At 66.1% G+C, this 18,548-nt stretch carries 22 protein-coding genes; 18 read left to right on the forward strand and 4 right to left on the reverse strand.

Annotation, left to right across the window (positions count from 1 at the left end; genetic code table 11):
- The first annotated feature begins 92 nt into the window (after positions 1 to 92).
- From C0J29_RS25910 to C0J29_RS25920, 3 genes are read left to right on the forward strand one after another with little or no spacing between them, the layout of a single operon-like run.
- Entirely contained in the window at positions 93 to 794 is a 702-nt protein-coding gene (locus C0J29_RS25910; RefSeq protein ID WP_065165431.1) for an SDR family NAD(P)-dependent oxidoreductase, read from the forward strand.
- 14 nt (positions 795 to 808) lie between these two features.
- Entirely contained in the window at positions 809 to 1,003 is a 195-nt protein-coding gene (locus C0J29_RS25915; RefSeq protein WP_065045201.1) for a ferredoxin, read from the forward strand.
- Between the two features lie 20 nt (positions 1,004 to 1,023).
- Positions 1,024 to 2,385, forward strand: a complete 1,362-nt coding sequence (locus C0J29_RS25920; protein ID WP_120794974.1) for a cytochrome P450 — start codon at positions 1,024 to 1,026, stop codon at positions 2,383 to 2,385.
- A gap of 82 nt (positions 2,386 to 2,467) precedes the next feature.
- Here C0J29_RS25920 and C0J29_RS25925 read toward each other — a convergent pair whose 3' ends face one another.
- On the reverse strand, positions 2,468 to 3,643 hold the full coding sequence (locus C0J29_RS25925; protein WP_120793980.1) for an acyl-CoA dehydrogenase family protein: 1,176 nt from the start codon (positions 3,641 to 3,643) through the stop codon (positions 2,468 to 2,470).
- Complete coding sequence (locus C0J29_RS25930; protein ID WP_120793981.1) at positions 3,627 to 4,625, reverse strand: acyl-CoA dehydrogenase family protein; 999 nt, start codon at positions 4,623 to 4,625, stop codon at positions 3,627 to 3,629. Before C0J29_RS25930 ends, C0J29_RS25925 begins: the two co-directional genes overlap by 17 nt.
- 111 nt (positions 4,626 to 4,736) lie before the next feature.
- Here C0J29_RS25930 and C0J29_RS25935 point away from each other — a divergent pair, with 111 nt between their 5' ends.
- Genes C0J29_RS25935 through C0J29_RS25945 form a run of 3 tightly spaced genes read left to right on the forward strand, consistent with a single transcriptional unit; the run spans position 4,737 to position 7,314 of the window.
- A complete protein-coding gene (locus tag C0J29_RS25935; RefSeq protein WP_120793982.1) occupies positions 4,737 to 5,237 on the forward strand; it encodes a nuclear transport factor 2 family protein in 501 nt (166 codons plus the stop codon).
- The gene (locus C0J29_RS25940) at positions 5,234 to 6,334 is read left to right on the forward strand and encodes an NAD-dependent epimerase/dehydratase family protein (RefSeq protein ID WP_120793983.1); all 1,101 of its coding nucleotides are present in this window, start codon (positions 5,234 to 5,236) and stop codon (positions 6,332 to 6,334) included. Before C0J29_RS25935 ends, C0J29_RS25940 begins: the two co-directional genes overlap by 4 nt.
- On the forward strand, positions 6,331 to 7,314 hold the full coding sequence (locus C0J29_RS25945; protein WP_120793984.1) for an NAD-dependent epimerase/dehydratase family protein: 984 nt from the start codon (positions 6,331 to 6,333) through the stop codon (positions 7,312 to 7,314). Before C0J29_RS25940 ends, C0J29_RS25945 begins: the two co-directional genes overlap by 4 nt.
- Before the next feature lie 26 nt (positions 7,315 to 7,340).
- Here the strand turns inward: C0J29_RS25945 and C0J29_RS25950 are convergent, their stop codons facing one another.
- The gene (locus tag C0J29_RS25950; protein WP_120793985.1) at positions 7,341 to 7,976 is read right to left on the reverse strand and encodes a nitroreductase family protein; all 636 of its coding nucleotides are present in this window, start codon (positions 7,974 to 7,976) and stop codon (positions 7,341 to 7,343) included.
- 102 nt (positions 7,977 to 8,078) lie between these two features.
- Between C0J29_RS25950 and C0J29_RS25955 the strand changes: the two genes are divergently transcribed.
- The 8 genes from C0J29_RS25955 (at position 8,079) to C0J29_RS25990 (ending at position 14,710) form a co-directional block, all read left to right on the forward strand.
- The gene (locus C0J29_RS25955; protein ID WP_120793986.1) at positions 8,079 to 9,215 is read left to right on the forward strand and encodes a phosphotransferase; all 1,137 of its coding nucleotides are present in this window, start codon (positions 8,079 to 8,081) and stop codon (positions 9,213 to 9,215) included.
- Positions 9,216 to 9,299: 84 nt separating this feature from the next.
- Positions 9,300 to 9,692 carry a DUF4189 domain-containing protein gene (locus C0J29_RS25960; RefSeq protein ID WP_065045209.1) on the forward strand — a complete coding sequence of 131 codons (393 nt, stop codon included), beginning with the start codon at positions 9,300 to 9,302 and terminating at the stop codon, positions 9,690 to 9,692.
- Positions 9,693 to 9,775: 83 nt separating this feature from the next.
- Positions 9,776 to 10,156: a carboxymuconolactone decarboxylase family protein gene (locus C0J29_RS25965; RefSeq protein ID WP_065045210.1), complete on the forward strand. Its 381-nt coding sequence runs from the start codon at positions 9,776 to 9,778 to the stop codon at positions 10,154 to 10,156.
- Between the two features lie 3 nt (positions 10,157 to 10,159).
- Entirely contained in the window at positions 10,160 to 11,044 is an 885-nt protein-coding gene (locus C0J29_RS25970; protein WP_120793987.1) for an NAD(P)-dependent oxidoreductase, read from the forward strand.
- Between the two features lie 114 nt (positions 11,045 to 11,158).
- Entirely contained in the window at positions 11,159 to 12,256 is a 1,098-nt protein-coding gene (locus C0J29_RS25975) for an amidohydrolase family protein (protein ID WP_120794975.1), read from the forward strand.
- A gap of 27 nt (positions 12,257 to 12,283) precedes the next feature.
- On the forward strand, positions 12,284 to 13,429 hold the full coding sequence (locus C0J29_RS25980) for an amidohydrolase family protein (RefSeq protein ID WP_065045212.1): 1,146 nt from the start codon (positions 12,284 to 12,286) through the stop codon (positions 13,427 to 13,429).
- Between the two features lies 1 nt (position 13,430).
- Positions 13,431 to 13,832 carry a Rieske (2Fe-2S) protein gene (locus tag C0J29_RS25985; protein WP_065045213.1) on the forward strand — a complete coding sequence of 134 codons (402 nt, stop codon included), beginning with the start codon at positions 13,431 to 13,433 and terminating at the stop codon, positions 13,830 to 13,832.
- Positions 13,833 to 13,843: 11 nt separating this feature from the next.
- Entirely contained in the window at positions 13,844 to 14,710 is an 867-nt protein-coding gene (locus C0J29_RS25990; RefSeq protein WP_065045328.1) for an alpha/beta fold hydrolase, read from the forward strand.
- A gap of 5 nt (positions 14,711 to 14,715) precedes the next feature.
- Here the strand turns inward: C0J29_RS25990 and C0J29_RS25995 are convergent, their stop codons facing one another.
- The gene (locus C0J29_RS25995; protein ID WP_120793988.1) at positions 14,716 to 15,189 is read right to left on the reverse strand and encodes a hypothetical protein; all 474 of its coding nucleotides are present in this window, start codon (positions 15,187 to 15,189) and stop codon (positions 14,716 to 14,718) included.
- 27 nt (positions 15,190 to 15,216) lie between these two features.
- Between C0J29_RS25995 and C0J29_RS26000 the strand changes: the two genes are divergently transcribed.
- The 4 genes from C0J29_RS26000 to C0J29_RS26015 are packed head-to-tail and all read left to right on the forward strand — an operon-like array spanning position 15,217 to position 18,504.
- A complete protein-coding gene (locus C0J29_RS26000; protein WP_120793989.1) occupies positions 15,217 to 16,491 on the forward strand; it encodes an NADH-ubiquinone oxidoreductase-F iron-sulfur binding region domain-containing protein in 1,275 nt (424 codons plus the stop codon).
- The gene (locus C0J29_RS26005; RefSeq protein WP_065045216.1) at positions 16,488 to 16,784 is read left to right on the forward strand and encodes a ferredoxin; all 297 of its coding nucleotides are present in this window, start codon (positions 16,488 to 16,490) and stop codon (positions 16,782 to 16,784) included. Before C0J29_RS26000 ends, C0J29_RS26005 begins: the two co-directional genes overlap by 4 nt.
- Positions 16,766 to 17,566: an SDR family NAD(P)-dependent oxidoreductase gene (locus C0J29_RS26010; RefSeq protein ID WP_120793990.1), complete on the forward strand. Its 801-nt coding sequence runs from the start codon at positions 16,766 to 16,768 to the stop codon at positions 17,564 to 17,566. The genes C0J29_RS26005 and C0J29_RS26010 overlap by 19 nt, the downstream gene beginning before the upstream one ends.
- Positions 17,554 to 18,504, forward strand: coding sequence for a phosphotransferase family protein (locus C0J29_RS26015; RefSeq protein ID WP_120793991.1), 951 nt, complete (start codon positions 17,554 to 17,556; stop codon positions 18,502 to 18,504). The genes C0J29_RS26010 and C0J29_RS26015 overlap by 13 nt, the downstream gene beginning before the upstream one ends.
- The last annotated feature ends 44 nt before the right edge of the window (positions 18,505 to 18,548 follow it).

Consider the following 18,548-nt stretch of genomic DNA (forward strand, 5'->3'; position numbering starts at 1 on the left):
GGCCGCTTCTGGCTGAGAGTACGATTCTCATAATTGCAAGGGAGATTCTTTGTGGATGAGATTGACGACCTGACCGCTCGGAGTCGGCGACCGTGAGAACTGCGGTAGTCACCGGCGGCGGATCCGGCATCGGTCTGGCGGTGGCGCAACGCCTGCGGGCGGACGGCCGCAACGTCGCGACCATAGACCTCAAGCCATCCGACGACGACCTCTGCTACACCGCGGATGTCACCGACCGCTCGCAGATCGACGCGGCGCTGTCGGCGATCCGGGAGCGGCTGGGACCGGTCACGATTCTTGTCAACGCGGCGGGCCTGGACGGCTTCAAGCGCTTCACCAACATCTCTTTCGAGGATTGGCAGCGGGTGATCGACGTCAACCTGCACGGGGTGTTCCACATGATCCAGGCGGTGTTGCCCGACATGTTGGAGGCGGGTTGGGGACGCATCGTCAACATCTCGTCCTCCAGCACGCACTCCGGGGTCCCGTTGATGTCGCACTATGTCGCCGCCAAATCGGCGGTCAACGGGCTGACCAAGTCCCTGGCGCTCGAGTACGGACCAAGTGGCATCACGGTCAACGCCGTGCCCCCCGGCTTCATCGACACCCCGATGTTGCGCAATGCCGAGAACCAGGGATTCCTGGGCGACGTCGAACAGAACATCGCCCGCACACCGGTGCGCCGCATCGGCAAGCCCGAGGACATCGCCGCGGCATGTGCCTTCCTGTCTTCCGATGAAGCCAGTTACATCACCGGTCAGATATTGGGTGTCAACGGCGGTCGAAACACCTAAGCGATGGAGGTGCCGTGAAGGTCTGGGTTGATCCGGAACGCTGCCAGGGGCATACCTTGTGCGCGATGATCGCACCGGACTCGTTCCAGCTCAGCGATATTGACGGTAGTTCGTCGGCGGTGAACGAGGTGGTGCCGGACGATCAGGTCGATCAGGTCCGCGAGGCTGCGCAATCCTGCCCCGAGCAGGCCATCATCCTCAGCGATTGAACACCAAGGGGGACAACGCTTTGAGCGTCGATGACGTCGTGGCCGACGACCGGAAGAAGCACACCTACCACTTCGACCGCCACTCCGCGGAGTACCGCTCGCAGTTCAAGACGATCACCGAGGAGATGCACGCCCAGTGCCCGATGGCGTGGACCGACACCTACGGCGGGCACTGGGTCGCGGCGGGCAGCCACGAGGTGTTCGAGTTGGCCCGTTGCCCCGCGGTCTCCAACGACCACGACATCCGTAACGAACGCCGCGGCTACAAAGGCATCTCGATCCCGACCGCCCGCCGGGTCAGCGTGGTGCGCGGCGGCATCCTGGAAATGGACGACCCCGAGCATCGCATCTACCGCACCGTGCTCAACCCATACCTTTCACCCGCGGCGGTCAAGCGCTGGGAGCCGTTCATCGACGACGTGACCCGCGCCTGCCTCGACGAGAAGATCGAAAGCGGGAACATCGATTTCGTCGACGACCTGGCCAATGTCGTTCCGGCCGTGCTGACGTTGGCGATGCTCGGCATCCCGCTGAAGAAGTGGAACCTGTACAGCGAACCGGTCCATGCCGCGGTCTACACACCCGAGCACTCTCCGGACATCGAACGGGTCACCGAGATGCACCGCCAGATGGGCCTGGACATGGTCAACAACATGATCGAGATCCGGGAGAATCCGCGGCCAGGCCTGGTGAATGCGCTGCTGCAGATGCGGATCGACGGTGAGCCGGCTCCTGATCTGGAGATCCTGGGCAATCTCGGTCTAATCATCGGCGGCGGCTTCGACACCACCACGGCGCTGACGGCACATTCGCTGGAGTGGCTGTCGGACAATCCCGATCAGCGGAAACGCCTGCTGCGCGAGCGTGACACCCTACTGGATCCTGCGACCGAGGAATTCCTGCGTTACTTCACGCCGGCGCCCGGGGACGGCCGCACCTTCGCCGACGACACCGAACTCGACGGCACCCAGTTCAAGGAGGGCGAACGGCTGTGGATCTCGTGGGCCATGGCCAACCGTGACCCAGCGGTGTTCCATGACCCCGACCAGGTGGTGATGGACCGTAAAGGCAATCGGCACTTCAGCTTTGGTATCGGTGTGCACCGCTGCATCGGGTCGAATGTGGCGCGTACGGTGTTCAAGTCGATGCTGAACGCGGTGCTCGACCGAATGCCCGACTACCGCTGTGATCCTGCGGGGACCGTGCATTACGAGACGATTGGCGTGATCCAGGGTATGCGCAAACTCCCGGCGACATTCACGCCGGGCCGTCGCGTCGGCGCCAGTTTGGACGAGACTCTCGAGAAGCTGCAACGCATCTGCGACGAGCAGGAACTCGCCCGTCCGATCACCGAGCGCAAGGACTCCGCGGTCATTTCCTAGCCGCCGCCCCTACCGCGAGCAGACACAAAATCGCACTGAATCACTTGCGCTTGTGCGATTTTGCGTCTGCTCGCCGGGAGTCTCAGGCCCGCGGCAGGCCGAGGATGCGCTGGGCGATGATGTTGCGCTGGATTTCCGACGTGCCCCCGGCGATGGTGCCGGAGAAGCTTCGCGCGTAGCGCTCGAACCAGCTTGCGAAATAGTGGTCGAGGTTCATCGGCGCGTACGGCCCGGTGAGCCCAGGGTGCACCAGCCCGTCATCACCGGCGGCCTCCAGCGCGTATTCGCTGATCCGCAATTCCGCCTCGGAGCCAAGCAGTTTCAGCACCGAGGTCGCGGAGGTGTCGTCCTCGCCGCGGGATGCCCGGGCCAGTGCCACCGAACCCAGCAGGCGCAGGGCCTGCTTGTCCATGATGGTCGTCGCGTACCGATCGCGATCGAGTTCACCGGCGGGCCGGAAGTCGGCGAGCATGTTGTCCATCCGGTCGGCGAACCCGAGCCACATCATGGTGCGCTCGTGGCCGAGCGAGCCGTTGGCCACCCGCCAGCCCTGGTTGAGTTCGCCCACCAGATTCTCCGCCGGCACCCGCGCGTCGGTGAAGAACACCTCGTTGAAGTCCAGGTCGTCGTCAGCGCAGATGGACGGGAACGGCCGGCGCGCCACGCCTTCGGTGTCGGTGGGGATCAGCAACACGCTGATGCCTTTGTGTTTCGGCGCGTCGGGGTCGGTCCGCACGAACGTCAGCAGCACGTCGGCATCATGGGCGCCGGACGTCCACACCTTCTGTCCGTTGACGACGAAATGATCACCGTCCCGCACCGCCCGGGTCCGCAACGACGCCAGGTCCGACCCGGCGCTCGGTTCACTCATCCCCAGTGACGCGGTGATCTCGGCACGCAGAATCGGCACCGCCCAACGATGCTTCTGCTCCTCGCTGCCGAATGAGATCAGCGATGCCGCAACGATGTTCACGCCTTGCGGATTGAAGCTGTGGTAGATCCGGCGGCGGCACAGCTCCTCGAGGTAGACGTACTGCTGCAACACCGTCGCATTGCGCCCACCGAACTCGGGAGGCTGGGTGGGCAGCAGCCAGCCGTTGTCGAACAACAGCCGCTGCCAGCGCCGCGCCCAGCCCGGCATATGCGAAACCGAGCGGGGCCGCTCGACGGTTTCGCTTGCGGCAGGCAGGTTTTCGTCCAGGAACGCCGCGAATTCGGCGCGGAATTCCTCGACGTCGCTGTCAAAAGTCAGTTGCACGGTACTCCTCGGCGATCCGCGCCCGGTGCTCAGCCGCGCCCCCGAGCATCAGCTCGCCCGCCTTCGCGCGCTTGAGCGCGAACTGCAGGTCGTTCTCCCAGGTGAATCCCATTGCCCCGTGCAGCTGTAGCCCATGGCGGAACACCAGCGACTGGCACTCCCCTGCCGATGCCTTTGCCATCGCCGCGGCCAGCCGGCGACGGGGATCGTCGGCGGAGATGGTCAGTGCGGCGAAGTAGGCCAATGCCCTGGCTCGTTGCACCGCGACATGCATGTCGGCCGCTTTGTGCTGGACGGCCTGGAAAGAGCCGATGGGGACGCCGAATTGGTGCCGGCTGCGGACGTGCTCGAGCACCAGGTCAAGGATGCGCTGGCAGGCGCCGACCATGGTGATGGCCATGCCGGTCAGGGCGATGTGGTGCGCGCGTTCCGGGTCTACGTTCACGCGGTCGCTGTCGGGCACCCGGACATCGTGGAACGACAGATCGGCCACGTGCAGCACCGGGTCGAACACCGATTCGCGCCGGGCGGACAACTGCCCGGCGTCGGTGAGGAATACTCCGGCTTCGGTGACCACCGCGACGCGCTCGGCCCGGTCGCCATCGAGAACATGGCGGGCGGTGCCGTCCAGCACCCAGCCGCCGGCGTTGCGGCGCGCGGACACCCCGCCGTAGACGGCGGTGCCGGACTGGTTGGGGTCGAAGCTCTCGCCGGCCAGCGGAGCGTACTGGCTCATGGTCGACAGAAACGGGGTGGGATCGGTGGCGTGGCCGAGTTCTTCGAGGACGATCGCCAATTCGACCGCGCTGGCGGTTTCGTTGAGTTCTGTCCAGCCGAGCTGGCGATACAGCTTCCACAGCGGTTCGACGTCGGCGTCGTCCTCGGCCACGCTGCGGACCAGGCTGGGCGGACATTGCTTGGTGACGACGTCGCGCACCGTGTCCTGCCACAGCCGCTGATCAGCATCAAACTCCAACAGCATCCGGGCCGCCTCCCGTCACGATTACCTAGCGAGAATAACATTCTCTTTGATGGAAGTAGTAATCTCGAAATCTGCCTACGACTTACATACGAGTTACAAAGGGGCCCGCAAATGCCGGACACCGCAGCCGAGCTCTGGGAGATCGAGGCGATCAAGCAGCTCAAGGCCCGCTACTGCCGCTACCTGGACACCAAGCGATGGGACGACTGGCGGCGACTCTTCACCGACGACTTCGTCAGCGACACGACGGCCTCCGGCGGAAAGTTGATCAATGGCGCCGACGAGTTCGTGGCCTTCGTCCGCGGCACGCTCGGCAAGCCTTCCCAGCCCACCGCCCATCAGGTGCACGCGCCGGAGATCGAGCTGACCTCGGAGACGACCGCGACCGGAGTGTGGGCACTCGAGGACGTGGTTCGACTGGGCCCCGGGCTCAATCTGCTGGGGCGCGGGCACTACCACGAAACCTACGAGAAGGTGGACGGACGCTGGCTGATCAAGTCCTCGACCCTGACCCGGTTGCGGGAGGATGTCTTCAATCCGCTTTTGTCCGTGCGTGTTTCGCCTCGGCTTCGTGATGCCGGGGCCGCGCTGGCGCGCAGGTTCGGCAAATGAGCCCCACCACGCTGGTCACCGGCGCCCTCGGGCAGGTCGGCAAGCGCTGCACCGAGATCCTGCTGAGCCGGGGTCACACCGTCATAGCGGTGGACCTCGACAACGACACCTCGCAGGCGGCCGCCGGCGCCCTGGCCGACACGGCTGCTCCGGGCGCGCTCATCCCGGAATTCATCGATCTCACCGATGGCGACAGCGTCAAGGCCGTCGTGGCCCGCCACCGGCCCGGCGCGATCGTGCACCTGGCCGCGATCGTCTCGCCGCCCTCGTACCGCAACCCCCGGTTGGCACGCAAGGTCAATGTCGACGGAACCCGGCACCTGGTGACTGCCGCACAGGCCTTGAGCGACCCTCCGCTGTTCGTCTTCGCTTCCAGCGCAGCCGTTTACGGATCTCGCAACCCGCACCGCCAGCCCGAGCTGATCACCGGCGCCACACCGGTGAATCCGATCGATCACTACGGCGAAGACAAAGTTCTCGCCGAGCAGGTGATCATCGAAAGCGGGTTGCCTTTCGCCGTGCTGCGGTTGGCGGCGATCGTCTCACCGGACGCGTCCGCCACTTTCGACGGCGATTACCTGGTGCTGGTGCGCGCCACCCCGGTCGACAACCGCATGCACGCAACGGATGCTCGCGATGTGGCCCTGGCCTTCGCCAATGCGGTGGACCGCCGGAACGCCGTCGCAGGCAAAGTGCTCGTGATCGCCGGCAACGACACCAACCGCTCCACGATGAGTGAACTGCAGGACGACGTGATGACTGCCGTCGGCATCGGCCGACTCGGCCCGTCGGTCGGCCTGCCCGGTGATCCCGACGATGACCGCGGCTGGGCGTTCACCGGTTGGTTCGATACCACGGAATCCCAAGCACTGCTTGACTATCAGCAACACGATTGGCCGGAGACCGTCGCCTGGGTGGGGGCGGCGATGGGTCATCGGCGGCTGCTGTTGCGGGCGCTCGGACCGGTGGCCCGCCCCGTCATGCGTGCGGCACTCGCAGTGCAGCGGCGGCTGGAACATCGTGGCCGGTATGCCGACCCGTGGACCTTCATGAGCCGTAAGTACGGATCCGCCATGCTCGCCCGCTCTGAGGCATGATGAAGAAACTGGTCATCGGCGCCAGCGGCTTCCTGGGCTCGCATGTCACCCGGCAACTCGTGCAGGCGGGCGAAGACGTGCGGGTCATGATACGGAAAACGAGCTCTACCAAGGGATTCGACGACCTGTCGGTAGAACGTTGTTACGGCGACGTCTTCGACGACACCGCCCTGCGGGACGCCATGGCGGGTTGTGACGTCGTCTACTACTGCGTGGTCGACGCCCGGATGTGGCTGCGCGACCCGGCTCCGCTGTTCCGCACCAATGTGGGGGGTCTGCGCCATGTGCTCGACGCGGCCGTCCGGGCCGACCTGCGAAAGTTCGTCTTCACCAGCAGCACCGGCACATTGGCGATCAGCAACCAGCGGCCGGTCACCGAAGAGGATCCGCACAATTGGGACGACGGCGGGCCCTACATCGCATCCCGGGTGGCGGCCGAGGATCTGGTGCTGCGCTACGCGCGTGAGCAAGGACTACCGGCCGTCGCGCTGTGCATCTCGACGACCTACGGGCCACGCGACTGGGCGCCGACGCCGCACGGCGCCCTCATCGCGCAGGTGGCGGCCGGCCGGTTCCCTTTCTACATGGGATTCTCCTCCGAGGTTGTCGGTATCGAAGACGCCGCCCGGGCAATGCTTCTCGCGGCCGACAAGGGACGCGACGGGCAGCGCTACATCATCTCCGACCGGTGTCTGAGTACCCGCGAGGTGCACGCGATCGCGGCTCGCGCCGTCGGCCGGCGTCCGCCGCGCATCCCGATCCCGATGAGCGTCATGTATGCGGCTTCCCGGGTCAACGACCTAGCCGCGCGGTTGCTGAACCGCGACCTGCCCATGGCGTACGTCGGCGCGCGGATGGCGGACCTGATGTCGCCGCTCGACCACAGCAAGGCCGAGCGCGAACTTGGTTGGAAGCCAGAGCCTGTCGAAGAATCCATCGCCAAGGCCGCGCGGTGGTTCGCCGCGCGGCCGACCTCCTAGAGCACGCCGAGTCGCCCGCGAGCGCTTCAGACCGGGAAGGGCTCGTCCCAGTGGTCGAGGTTCACCGCGTGCGCCAGTGGGCGCCGCCGCACCGGCCCGTGCCTGCCCTGCGGCCACCCGACGACGATGTGGCCGGCCAGCATCCAATCATCCGGCACGCCAACGGCTTCCCGCAGCAGGCGCTCACCACCGTAGGAGGCCCAACTGGTCATGCAGGCACCAAGCCCCTGCGCCCGTGCGGCCAGCAGAAAATTCTGCATGGCGGGAAAGATCGACCCACCCAGCAACAGCTCGGACGCCGTCGGATAGTGAATTTGCGTGAACAGGACGGAGGTGAATTCTGCTGCACGGTCGTGCAATTCATAGGTGGCCCGGTTATTGCGAGCCTGGTGGCTGCAGTCGCCGGGAGCGGGGCGGCTCATGCCGTACACCGGCTCGATCACCGATAGTGCCTGCGCCGCTGCCTTGGCCACTACCGCCCGCATCTCGGGTGAGCGCAGCACGATGAAACGCCAGCCCTGAGCGTTTGCCCCGGAGGGCGCCCACCGCGCCGCGTCCAGGCAGCGGGTCAAGGTCGCATCGTCCACCGGCTGATCGGTGAAGCGCCTGATCGTGCGCGCGGTCGACATCACCTCCCAGACGTCACCACAGGCTCCTGCCATCAACTCATCCCTCCCACCACAGCGTGACAATATTGGCTGCATGTGTAAAGTGTGCGCAGTCTACCGTATCGCCGAGAAGGTGCGGACAAGGACGGGTTCGTGATGAAAAGCTCAGTCGCACAAGCGCGCTCGGCCATCGGCCTGGCCGCCCATCTGGGTCGCGGCGTCGGCCGGGTGACCATCGACGCGCTGGTCGGAAACCGTGCCGGGCTGCCGCGCACGGCGGGTGAACTCAGCGCTGGCGTGCTGTCCGATGTCATGGGCGCCGAGGTCGCCTCGGCGAGCGTCCTCGACGCCGACGCGGGGACGTCGTCGCGGGCGCGGCTGGCGCTGACCGGCGGCGGCGTCCCGGAGAAGGTCTTCGTCAAGCTGACGGCCCAGACCACCGCGACCCGCCTGATGGGCGAACTCGGCCGGCTCGGGCACACCGAGGTCCGGTTCTACCGTCAGCTCGCCCCGCAGCTCACCGGCGTGCCGACGGCGTACGGCGCCGCGTTCGACGCCTGGACCGGCCGCTACCTGCTGGTCCTGGAAGACCTGCCCGCCGCGTCCTGCCAATTCCCTGACACGCTGCACCCGTTGTCGGTCGGCCAGGCCGGTCTGATCGTCGAACTGCTGGCCACGTTGCACGCCACTTTCTGGGGCCGCCTGCCCGAGGACGGCCACGGACCGTTGGGCTGGCTCTACTCGCCATCCGGTGATGTCACCTCGATGCTGACCGGCGCGCTGATGAACACCTCGATCAAACGCCTCTCCGGACGCACCGACATCCCGGTCGAGCAGGGGCGGTTCATCGCCGACAACTACCGCGCCGCCGCGGCGTTGATCGACACTCCCCCGCACACCGTCATGCACGGCGACGCGCATCCGGGCAACGTCTACTTCCGCGACGGCAACCCCGGCCTGCTGGATTGGCAGGCGGTGCGCCGCGGACATCCCTCCCGCGAGCTGGCCTACACGCTCATCACCAGCCTGACACCGGAAGACCGCCGCGCGGCTCAACGTGACCTGCTCGGCGAGTACCGCCGCGCTCTGGCCGCCGCCGGCGGGCCCGTCATGGACGGCGACGAACTGTGGCTGCGGTACCGGCAGGGCGCGCTCTATGCGTACGTGGCAGCGCTGATCACCGCGGGAATGGGTGGAATGCAGGTCGAAGACATCGCCCTGGAGGGTCTCAGGCGCGCTGTCGCCGCCCTGGATGATCTGGAAACCGTTGCCTTGCTTAAGAAATCGATTTGACTCGCTTTAGCACACGGGGCGCCCCGCCCCGGGCGCAGGTAACATGGATGTTACATTCCCGCGCGCAACGAAAGGGTCAACACAATGACGACACGACAACGGCGTCGCGTCGCACTGGTGCTCGCCAGCCTGGTCGCGGCCGCCGCGATGATCACGCTGATTCATCCCGCCGACGCCCGTACCCACCCCGGCCATCTGCCGCCGTATCACACGTTCTACGGCGCCATCGCCTATGGACACGACGGCTCCTCGGGAAAAGCATGGCGGCAGAAGAACAAATCGATGGCCGAGCGACTGGCGTTGCAGCGCTGCGGCATTGACACCTGCACCATCGTGGCCAGCTTCACCCGATGCGGCGCGGTCGCCCATGACGGCGCCACCTACCACGGCGGTGTGGGCCTCTCCCGGCAGGCGGCGGAGCAGCGCGCCATCGCCAATCTGGGTGGTGGCTGGGTGGTCAACTGGGCATGCCACTGACCGGTCTGCTCAATCCCGTTTACTTCCAGGACAATTGGTCGGCCGCTTAGACTCCTGACTACTCGTCGCAAAGGAGCACGGCATTGAACAGCGAAACATACCAGCGCGGGCGGCAGATCCGCTCCGAAGTCCTGGGCAAGGAATACGTCGACAACGCGATCGCGAACGCCGACGACTTCACCGGCCCGCTGCAGGATCTGGTCACGGAGTACTGCTGGGGTGCGGTGTGGGGACGGGACGGCCTGACGCGCAAGACGCGCAGCATGCTCAATCTGGCCATGACGTCGGTGCTGAATCGGCCGCACGAACTGCGCACCCACGTCAGGGCCGCGCTGACCAACGGTGTCACGCGCGAGGAGATCCGCGAGGTCTTTCTCCAGGTGGCCGTCTACGCCGGGGTGCCCGCCGCCGTCGACAGCTTCCGCACCGCGGGTGAGATCTTCGCCGAACTGGACGAGGGTTAAGCCGTGACCCTCGGGTTCATCGGCCTGGGCAACATGGGCCTGCCCATGGCACGTCGCCTCGTCGAGGCGGGTCACGACGTCATCGCCTTCGACACGCGCAGCGATGCTGTCGCGCAACTCGGGGCACCGGCCGCGGCGTCGCCTCGGGACGTCGCCGACCGGGCCGAGACGGTGTTGGCCAGCCTGCCCACCCCGGCCGTCTCACTCGCGGTGGCGACGGGCGCCGAGGGGGTGATCAAAGGCTCCCGCGTCAAGCGTTACGTCGACCTGTCGACGGTGGGCAGCGCCACGGCCGCACAGATCCACGACCTGCTGGCGCAACGCGACATCGCCGCTCTGGACAGCCCGGTCAGCGGCGGGGTCGGCGGCGCGCAGCGCGGAACCCTGGCCCTCATGGTCTCCGGACCACGCACCGAATTCGACACCCTCGGTCCGGTGCTGGAAGTCCTGGGCCGCCCCCTCTACGTCGGCGACAAGCCGGGTTCCGCGCAGACCATGAAGCTGGCAAACAACATCCTGGCCGCGAACGTGCTCATCGCCACGGCTGAAGTCGTGGTGATGGGGGTCAAGGCCGGACTGGACCCCGCCGTGATGATCGAAGTACTCAACGCCGGATCTGGTGCGACCAGCGCCAGCCGCGACAAGTTCCCGCGGGCGATCCTGCCGCGCAGCTTCGACTACGGGTTCGCCACCGGACTGATGGTCAAAGATGTGCGCCTGTATCTCGAAGAGGCTCGAACGCTCGGCGTCCCACTCGAGCTTGCCGAGACGGTGAGCCGACTCTGGGAGGCGGCGGCGCAGTCCCAGGGGCCCGACTCCGACTTCACAAGCGTGATCAAGCCGTTCGAACGAGCCGCCGGCGTCACCGTCGGACCGGTGACCGACTGAGTTACATTTCAGGTAGAGAATGTTATTATCCGGATTTAAGAACAATACTCGCAATTAAAGCGTCAAATGCGCCGTTACCAGCACATATATGGCGGCGGCGGGAGGATGGTTCACGTGATCGAAAACGCGGACGGGACGCGCACGCCGCTCATCGACGCCAGCGTGCACATCTTCTTCCCCAGCAACAAAGACCTGCGCAGCTTCCTCCGCGAGCCCTTCAAGAGCCGCGGCTTCCCCGACTACGAGATGGACTGGTACGGCGCCCCGGGCAGCGAGTACGCGCCCAATACCGAGGGACCCGAGCGCGGCCGCACTTACCCCGGTTCCGATCCGGATTTCGTTGCTGACGAGCTCTTTTCAAAGCGCGGCGTGGACATCGCGATCCTGCACCCGATGGGACGCGGCATCATGCCGGACCGCCACCTGGGCACCGCACTGCACGCCGCCCACAACGAGATGATGGTGTCGCGCTGGCTCGAGCACGAGCAGCTTGGCGAACGGTTCCGCGGCACCATCCGGGTGAACCCGGACGACATCGCCGGTGCGCTGCGGGAAATCGAGAAATGGCGCGGACACCCGCGCGTGGTCCAGATCGGCATCCCGCTGCAGTCGCGAGAGCTCTACGGGAAGCCGCAGTTCTGGCCGCTGTGGGAAGCGGCGGCGGATGCGAATCTGCCGGTGGCCGTACATATCGAAGTCGGCTCCGGCGTCGCGTTCCCGCCGACACCGTCGGGAAACACGCGCACTTACGAGCAGTACGTCAGCTTCATGGCGCTGAACTACATCTATCACCTGATGAACATGATCGCCGAGGGCGTGTTCGAGCGCTTTCCCGGCGTGCGATTCGTCTGGGCCGACGGCGCCGCGGATTTCGTGACACCGTTCATCTGGCGGATGGACACGTTCGGGCGGCCGCACCTCGAGCAGACGCCGTGGGCGCCCCGGATCCCGAGCGACTATCTGCCCGGCCACGTGTATTTCATCCAGGGCGCCCTGGACGGGCCGGGTGACACCGATTTCGCCGGAGAGTGGTTCAGCTTCACCGGCAAGGACGACATGGTGATGTTCGGCTCGAGCTATCCGCACTGGCAGTGTGCTGATATCGGCAAGTTGCCCTCGGCGCTTTCCGACGCACAGCGCGAGAAGTTGTGTTGGCGCACCGCGGCCGATCTGTACGGCATAGACATCGCTGTCGGGTCGGGCGCACAGTAGAAGCGAGGGACGGAAAAGGAGATCGAGATGTCGTTGACCCATTCCCAGGAGCGGGCGCCGGCCGCCGAGCGCATAGCGGTCCGGTGCGTCGACTCGGATGTCCACCCGGCGCCCCGGCGCGGTGAGCTCGTTCAGTACATCCCCGAGCCTTGGCGCAGCCGCTATTTCCTCACCCGCAACGTCGGAGAACAGATCTACTACGACGCGCCCGACTATGCGCACAGCTACGCCATGCGGGTCGACACGTTCCCCTCCGACGGTGAATTCGCCTGCAGCGACCCGGATCTGGCCTTCAAGCAGCTGATCATGGAAGCGGGTTCCGACATCGCGATTCTGGAACCTGCCGCCTACCCCGCCAGGTTGCCCGAAGCCCAGCACGCGATGGCCTGCGCACTCAACGACTGGCAGGCCAATCACTGGCTGGACAGCCACAACAACTGGCACGAACGGTGGCGGGGTTCCATCTGCGTCGCGATCGAGGAGCCGGAGGAGGCCGTTCGCGAGATCGAGCGCTGGGCCGGGCATCCCTACATGGCACAGATCCTGATCAAGGCCGAGCCCCGACCGTCATGGGGTCATCCCAAGTACGACCCGATCTGGGCGGCCGCCAGCAAGCACGACATCACCGTGAGCTGTCACCTGTCCCGCAGCCATTTCGACGAGCTGCCGATTCCTCCCGTGGGATTGCCCAGTTACAACCACGATTTCATGGTGACCTACTCGCTCCTGGCCGCAAACCAGGTGATGAGCCTGGTCTTCGACGGGGTTTTCGACCGGTTCCCGAAGCTGCGCATCGTGTTCGTGGAGCACGCCTTCAGCTGGATCCTGCCCCTGATGTGGCGGATGGACTCAATCTACGAAGCACGCAAGTCGCGCGTCGAGATCAAGCGCAAGCCATCGGATTACGTCAAAGACCACATCAAGTTCACCACCCAGCCGCTGGACTATCCCGAGGACAAGACCGAACTGACCCGCGCCCTGGAATGGATGGAATGCGAGAAGATCCTGCTGTTCTCCTCGGATTACCCGCACTGGACCTTCGATGACCCGCGGTGGCTGGTCAAGCACCTGCCGAAGGCTGCGCGCGAAGCGGTGATGTTCAAGAACGGCATCGCGACCTACCACCTGCCGGAGACGGTCCCCGTCCTCGAGGGTCAGACCCGGGTGCACTGAGTTGGCCGACGACACCTCAACAAAACCCGCGCCCCGGCTCGCTCAGGGCCGCGAACACGTCGTCGCCACGGTGGACGAGATTCCGCCCGGCAAGCACAAACTGGTGCCGATCGGGCGCCACGGGGTGGGAGTGTACAACGTGCACGGCACCTTCTATGCGATCGCGAATTACTGTCCGCATCAAGGGGGTCCGCTGTGCTCGGGGCGGGCGCGCGGGCGCACCGTCGTCGACGAGACGGCCGCCGGCGATGCGGTGATGGTGCGCGACCTGGAATACATCTACTGTCCTTGGCACCAATGGGGTTTCGAGCTGGCGACGGGCACCACCGCGGTCAAGCCGGAGTGGAGCATCCGCACCTACCCCGTCCGGGTGATCGGCAACGACGTGCTGGTGCAGGCGTGACCCGGCCAGGCGTGGCGTCGCTCGAGATCAACGGCGGCAATGTCATCTACGAAATGCTGGGCGAGTCAGGCGATCTCATCGCGCTGACACCGGGTGGCCGATTCAGCAAAGACATCGAGGGGTTGCGTCCGCTGGCCGAGGCGCTGGTGGACGGCGGCTACCGGGTGCTGCTGTGGGACCGTCCCAACTGCGGCTCCTCCGACGTGCAGTTCTACGGGCAGAGTGAATCGCACATGCGCGCCGAAACCCTGCACAAGCTGGTGACGGGCCTGGGTTTCCAGCAGTGCATCCTGGCCGGAGGTTCCGGTGGCGCAAGGGATTCCATGCTCACCACCATGCTGTATCCGGAGATGGTCACCAAGCTCGTGGTGTGGAACATCGTCGGCGGCATCTACGGCAGCTTCGTGCTGGGCTCCTTCTACATCATCCCCAGCATCCTTGCCGTGCGGGGCACCGGCATGGACGGCGTCATCAAGGTTTCGGAGTGGCGCGACCGCATCGAGGAGAACCCGGCCAACAAACAGCGGTTCCTCGACTTCGACTCAGGCGACTTCCTCAAAGTGATGCTGCGCTGGCTCAATGCGTTCGTCTCCAAACCGGGCCAGACCATTCCGGGCGTCGAAGACGAAATGTTCGACCGCATACAGGTTCCCACGCTGATCATCCGCGGCGGCGAGAACGACATGGACCATCCGAAGCGCACCTCGCTGGAAGTCTCCTGCCTGATCAAGGGTTCCGAGTTGATCGACCCGCCGTGGCCGGAGGACGCCTGGGAACGCGCGTCGGAGGACCGCGCGGCGGGCCGGGTGACCCACTTCAACATGTTCGACACCTGGGTGCAGGCCGCGCCCGCGATCCTCGAGTTCCTGGATCGCTGATGCGGTCAGCTGGTACGGATGTGGACCTCGCAATTGAGCGAGGCCTCGAGTGCGGTGTGGATGCGGCTTTCCGGTACCCGATCGAGGTCGGCTTCGCGCAGCGTGACGTAGACGACGTCGTAGCCGTCGTCGCCGGGTTGCCGCACGATGTCGCCGGACAGACCGAACGCCGTCAGCACGCCGTGGGCGTCATCGTCGGTTCCACGGCTGATGAAGGTGACAACACCGACCACCGCTTCGGCGCCGAAAGCCTTGCGGCACAGATCCCTTGCCGTGACCTTAGTTACTTCGACGTCCTCGCCGGCAATCAGCAGTTCGACTTCTCGCCGGTGGGGCGGGCGGTTCGCGAGGTCGTTTTCGACTACCTCAGCACCGATTTGATGAGTAAGACCGAGGAGCGCGGCCATGCCCTCACCTAACTGCGCCGGCGTGAGCACACCGGACTGGTCGACGTTGACGCGTACCACCGCAGTCCGCATGCGGCCAAGCCTAACCGGAGCCGGCCGATGACCACCGCGGACGTTGCGATCAGCACGGTCGTCTGGCCGGGCTCGCCACCCCGACTGCTCACCGACGACCGCGAAGATCTGGCCGCATACCGCGAGCGCGGTGGCTACCGGCTACTCGCGGACGCCGATGAGTTGCTGGCCGAGGTGGACGCCAGCGGGCTGCTGGGCCGCGGCGGCGCGGCCTTTCCGCTTGCGGTGAAACTGCGTGCGGTACGCGCCAATGGTCACTCCGGCGGCTCGGTTGTGATTGCGAACGGCGAAGAGGGCGAACCCGCCTCGGTCAAAGACCGCTGGCTGCTGCGCAACCGGCCGCACCTGATCCTGGACGGGCTGCGACTGGCGGCGACACTGGTCGGCGCCAGCCTCGCCTATGTCCTTGTCGCTGACCCGGACTCGGCACGCAGCATCGAGTCGGCTCTGAGCGAACTCGACATGCGCGACGTCAGCATCGAGGTGTTCGCGGTGCAGCCGGGCTACGTTGCCGGCGAGGAAACCGCGGCCGTGCAGGCCATCAACGGCGGTCCGGCCAAGCCGACCGACAAGCCGCCACGCCCTTTCGAATCCGGTGTCGGCGGACGTCCCACGTTGGTGAGCAACGTCGAGACGCTGGCGAATCTGGCCTACATCCACGGCCACGGCTCAGCGGTATTTCGCTCGCAGGGCACGGCACAGTCACCGGGGACTTTCCTGGCCACCATCACCGGCGCCGGCGTCCCGGCCGTCCTCTACGAGATCCCGCACGGCCTGCCGTTCTCCGAACTGCTTGCCAAGCACGGCGTTTCGCCGGACAGACTGCGTGGCGTCCTGATGGGAGGGTACTTCGCGGGCCTGGTCAACCGGCGGGCGCTGGACACCACGCTGGATCATGAGACGATCCGCAGCATCGGCAGCGGACTGGGTTGCGGCGCAATCTCGTTGATCACCGACGAATGCCCGGTCGCGGTCGCGGCCGCGGTCGCCGCGTATTTCGACCGTGAGAACGCCGGGCAATGTGGTTCGTGCTTCAACGGCACCGCGGCCATGGCGGCCGCGGCCGGGGCACTGCGCGACGGTGTGGCGACGACTGACGACCTCGACCGGCTGCGGCGCTGGTCGGTGGTGCTCCGGGGCCGCGGCGCCTGCGGCACCCTGGATGCCGCCTGCAACGTCGCCGCCACCCTGCTCGACCAGTTTCCCGACGAGGTGGCACGCCATCTCGACGGAACCTGCGGCGACTGCAGCTGCGGCGCATACCGCGCCGAACGCCCCTACGAGGCGATCGGGGGATCGTGAAAATCCGACTGGACCGCACCGTTTGTGACGGTTTCGGGTTGTGCGGCAAGCATGCCCCCGGCTACTTCTCGCTCGACGACTGGGGCTACGCGTGTCTGACCGGAGACGGCACCGTGCCGGACGAAGACCACGACAAGGTGATGCGGGCGCTCCTGGACTGCCCGGTGCACGCCATCACCGAGATCGGCGAACCCAAACCGAGCATCCCGCACCCCGCACTGCACGATGAGGACGATCCCGCCTCGCACGTCAAGACCGAGCACAACGAAGCGGAATGGGGATTCATCCGTTGACGAGCCGCTGCGCGGGGCGGACCGCCCTGGTCACCGGCAGCAGCAGGGGTCTGGGCAAAGCGATCGCGCAGCGGTTGGCCGCTGAGGGCGCGACGGTGGCGCTGACCGGCCGGACCATGGATCCGGACCCGAAATACCAAGGCTCGCTGCGGGAGACGCTCGCCGAGATCGAAGCGGCCGGCGGATCGGCCATCGCGGTCCAGGCGGATCTGTCGCACACCGAGGACCGCGAGCGCCTGTTCGCCGAGGTCGTCGATCGCATTGGCGCGCCCGACATTCTGGTCAACAACGCCGCGGTCACCTTCCTGCGGCCACTCGCGGATTTCCCGGAACGACGGGTACGCCTCATGATGGAGATGCATGTGCTGGCGCCGCTGCATCTGACGCAGCTGAGTATTCCCGCGATGCGCGAGCGCCGCCGCGGCTGGGTGTTGAACGTGACGTCGGTGGGCGGCGATCTTCCGGGTGGTCCGCCCTTCGACGAGTTCGACCGCAACGCGGGATTCGGCGTCTACGGCACGGTCAAGGCCGCGCTGAACCGGTTGACGAAAAGCCTTGCAGCGGAACTTTATGACGATGGCATCGCCGTCAACGCCGCCGCACCGTCCAAACCGGTCGCTACACCGGGCGCGGGCACCCTCGATCTGGCGAAGACCGACACCGAGGACATCGAGCTGATCACACAGACCGCGCTGGAACTGTGCACCGGTGACCCGGCGACGCTGACCGGCCGCATCGCGCACACCCAGCCGTTCCTGCGCGAAATCGGATGGCTGAGCTGAGCATCGCGGAATTGGGTGGCCGGCTCGACATCGAGGGCCTGCACCCGCTGACCGGTGGCGCATCCAGCCTGACCTACGCCGGGCGGCTGGCGGGCGAGCAGGTGGTGGTGAAGGTGGCGCCTGCCGGAGTGGAACCGATCGGCCATCGCGATGTGCTGCGCCAGTGCCGCATCATCAAAGCACTTGCCCCCACACCGGTGCCGGTACCGCGCGTGCTGCTGGAGGACCCCGGCGATCCGCCGGAAGTACCGCCGCTGTTCGTGATGTCGCGGGTCGACGGGGACTCACCGGAGCCGTTGTTCGATCTCGGTGCCGCCGATCAGCCGGAAACGCTGCTGGCGAATCGTTTTCGCGATGCCGCCGAGACGATGGCGCGGCTGCATCGGATGGAGCCCGCGGCAGTCGGGCTGGCGGCCGAGCCGGTCATCGGGCCGGAAGCCGAAATCGACCGCTGGTGCCGGACGTTGGAGACCGTCGACCCGGCGCTGGCGCCGGGATGGCCCGACGTCCGCGACGCGTTGCGCGCCGCGCTGCCGGCACCGCTGCGGCCCAGGTTGGTACACGGCGACTTTCGGCTCGGCAACCTGCTCGCCGTCGGAGACCGGATCACCGCCGTGATCGACTGGGAGATCTGGTCGGTGGGCGACCCGCGTGTCGATGTGGGCTGGTTCTTGATCAACAGCGATCCGCAGACCTATCGGCGCGCCACCCGCGACGTGGGGGTGACTCCGGCCGAGTTGGCGGCCGTTTACCAATCGGCACTGGGTTATTCAGTCCCCGATCTCGACTGGTTCCAGGCGTTGGCCTGCTTTAAATCGGTGGCGACGTGGGCACTGATCGTCAAGCACAACCGTCGGCGACCCCGGCCCGATGCCGAGCTGGAGGCGATGTCGAAGACCCTGCCCCACTTGCTGTCCCGCGCCCAGGCCTACCTCTGATGCCAGTGTGGAATCTACGACGCGACGCGCCGACCGGTCGTCGT

The organism is Mycobacterium paragordonae (assembly GCF_003614435.1).
GTDB lineage: Bacteria > Actinomycetota > Actinomycetes > Mycobacteriales > Mycobacteriaceae > Mycobacterium > Mycobacterium paragordonae.

Coding starts and splice junctions, on each gene's coding strand:
- C0J29_RS25930 (WP_120793981.1), bottom strand. CDS start 4,625: ATGCTGTTGGAGTTTGATGCTGATCAGCGGCTGTGGCAGGACACGGTG.
- C0J29_RS25935 (WP_120793982.1), top strand. CDS start 4,737: ATGCCGGACACCGCAGCCGAGCTCTGGGAGATCGAGGCGATCAAGCAG.
- C0J29_RS25940 (WP_120793983.1), top strand. CDS start 5,234: ATGAGCCCCACCACGCTGGTCACCGGCGCCCTCGGGCAGGTCGGCAAG.
- C0J29_RS25945 (WP_120793984.1), top strand. CDS start 6,331: ATGATGAAGAAACTGGTCATCGGCGCCAGCGGCTTCCTGGGCTCGCAT.
- C0J29_RS25950 (WP_120793985.1), bottom strand. CDS start 7,976: ATGGCAGGAGCCTGTGGTGACGTCTGGGAGGTGATGTCGACCGCGCGC.
- C0J29_RS25955 (WP_120793986.1), top strand. CDS start 8,079: ATGAAAAGCTCAGTCGCACAAGCGCGCTCGGCCATCGGCCTGGCCGCC.
- C0J29_RS25960 (WP_065045209.1), top strand. CDS start 9,300: ATGACGACACGACAACGGCGTCGCGTCGCACTGGTGCTCGCCAGCCTG.
- C0J29_RS25980 (WP_065045212.1), top strand. CDS start 12,284: ATGTCGTTGACCCATTCCCAGGAGCGGGCGCCGGCCGCCGAGCGCATA.
- C0J29_RS25995 (WP_120793988.1), bottom strand. CDS start 15,189: ATGCGGACTGCGGTGGTACGCGTCAACGTCGACCAGTCCGGTGTGCTC.
- C0J29_RS26000 (WP_120793989.1), top strand. CDS start 15,217: ATGACCACCGCGGACGTTGCGATCAGCACGGTCGTCTGGCCGGGCTCG.
- C0J29_RS26010 (WP_120793990.1), top strand. CDS start 16,766: ATGGGGATTCATCCGTTGACGAGCCGCTGCGCGGGGCGGACCGCCCTG.
- C0J29_RS26015 (WP_120793991.1), top strand. CDS start 17,554: ATGGCTGAGCTGAGCATCGCGGAATTGGGTGGCCGGCTCGACATCGAG.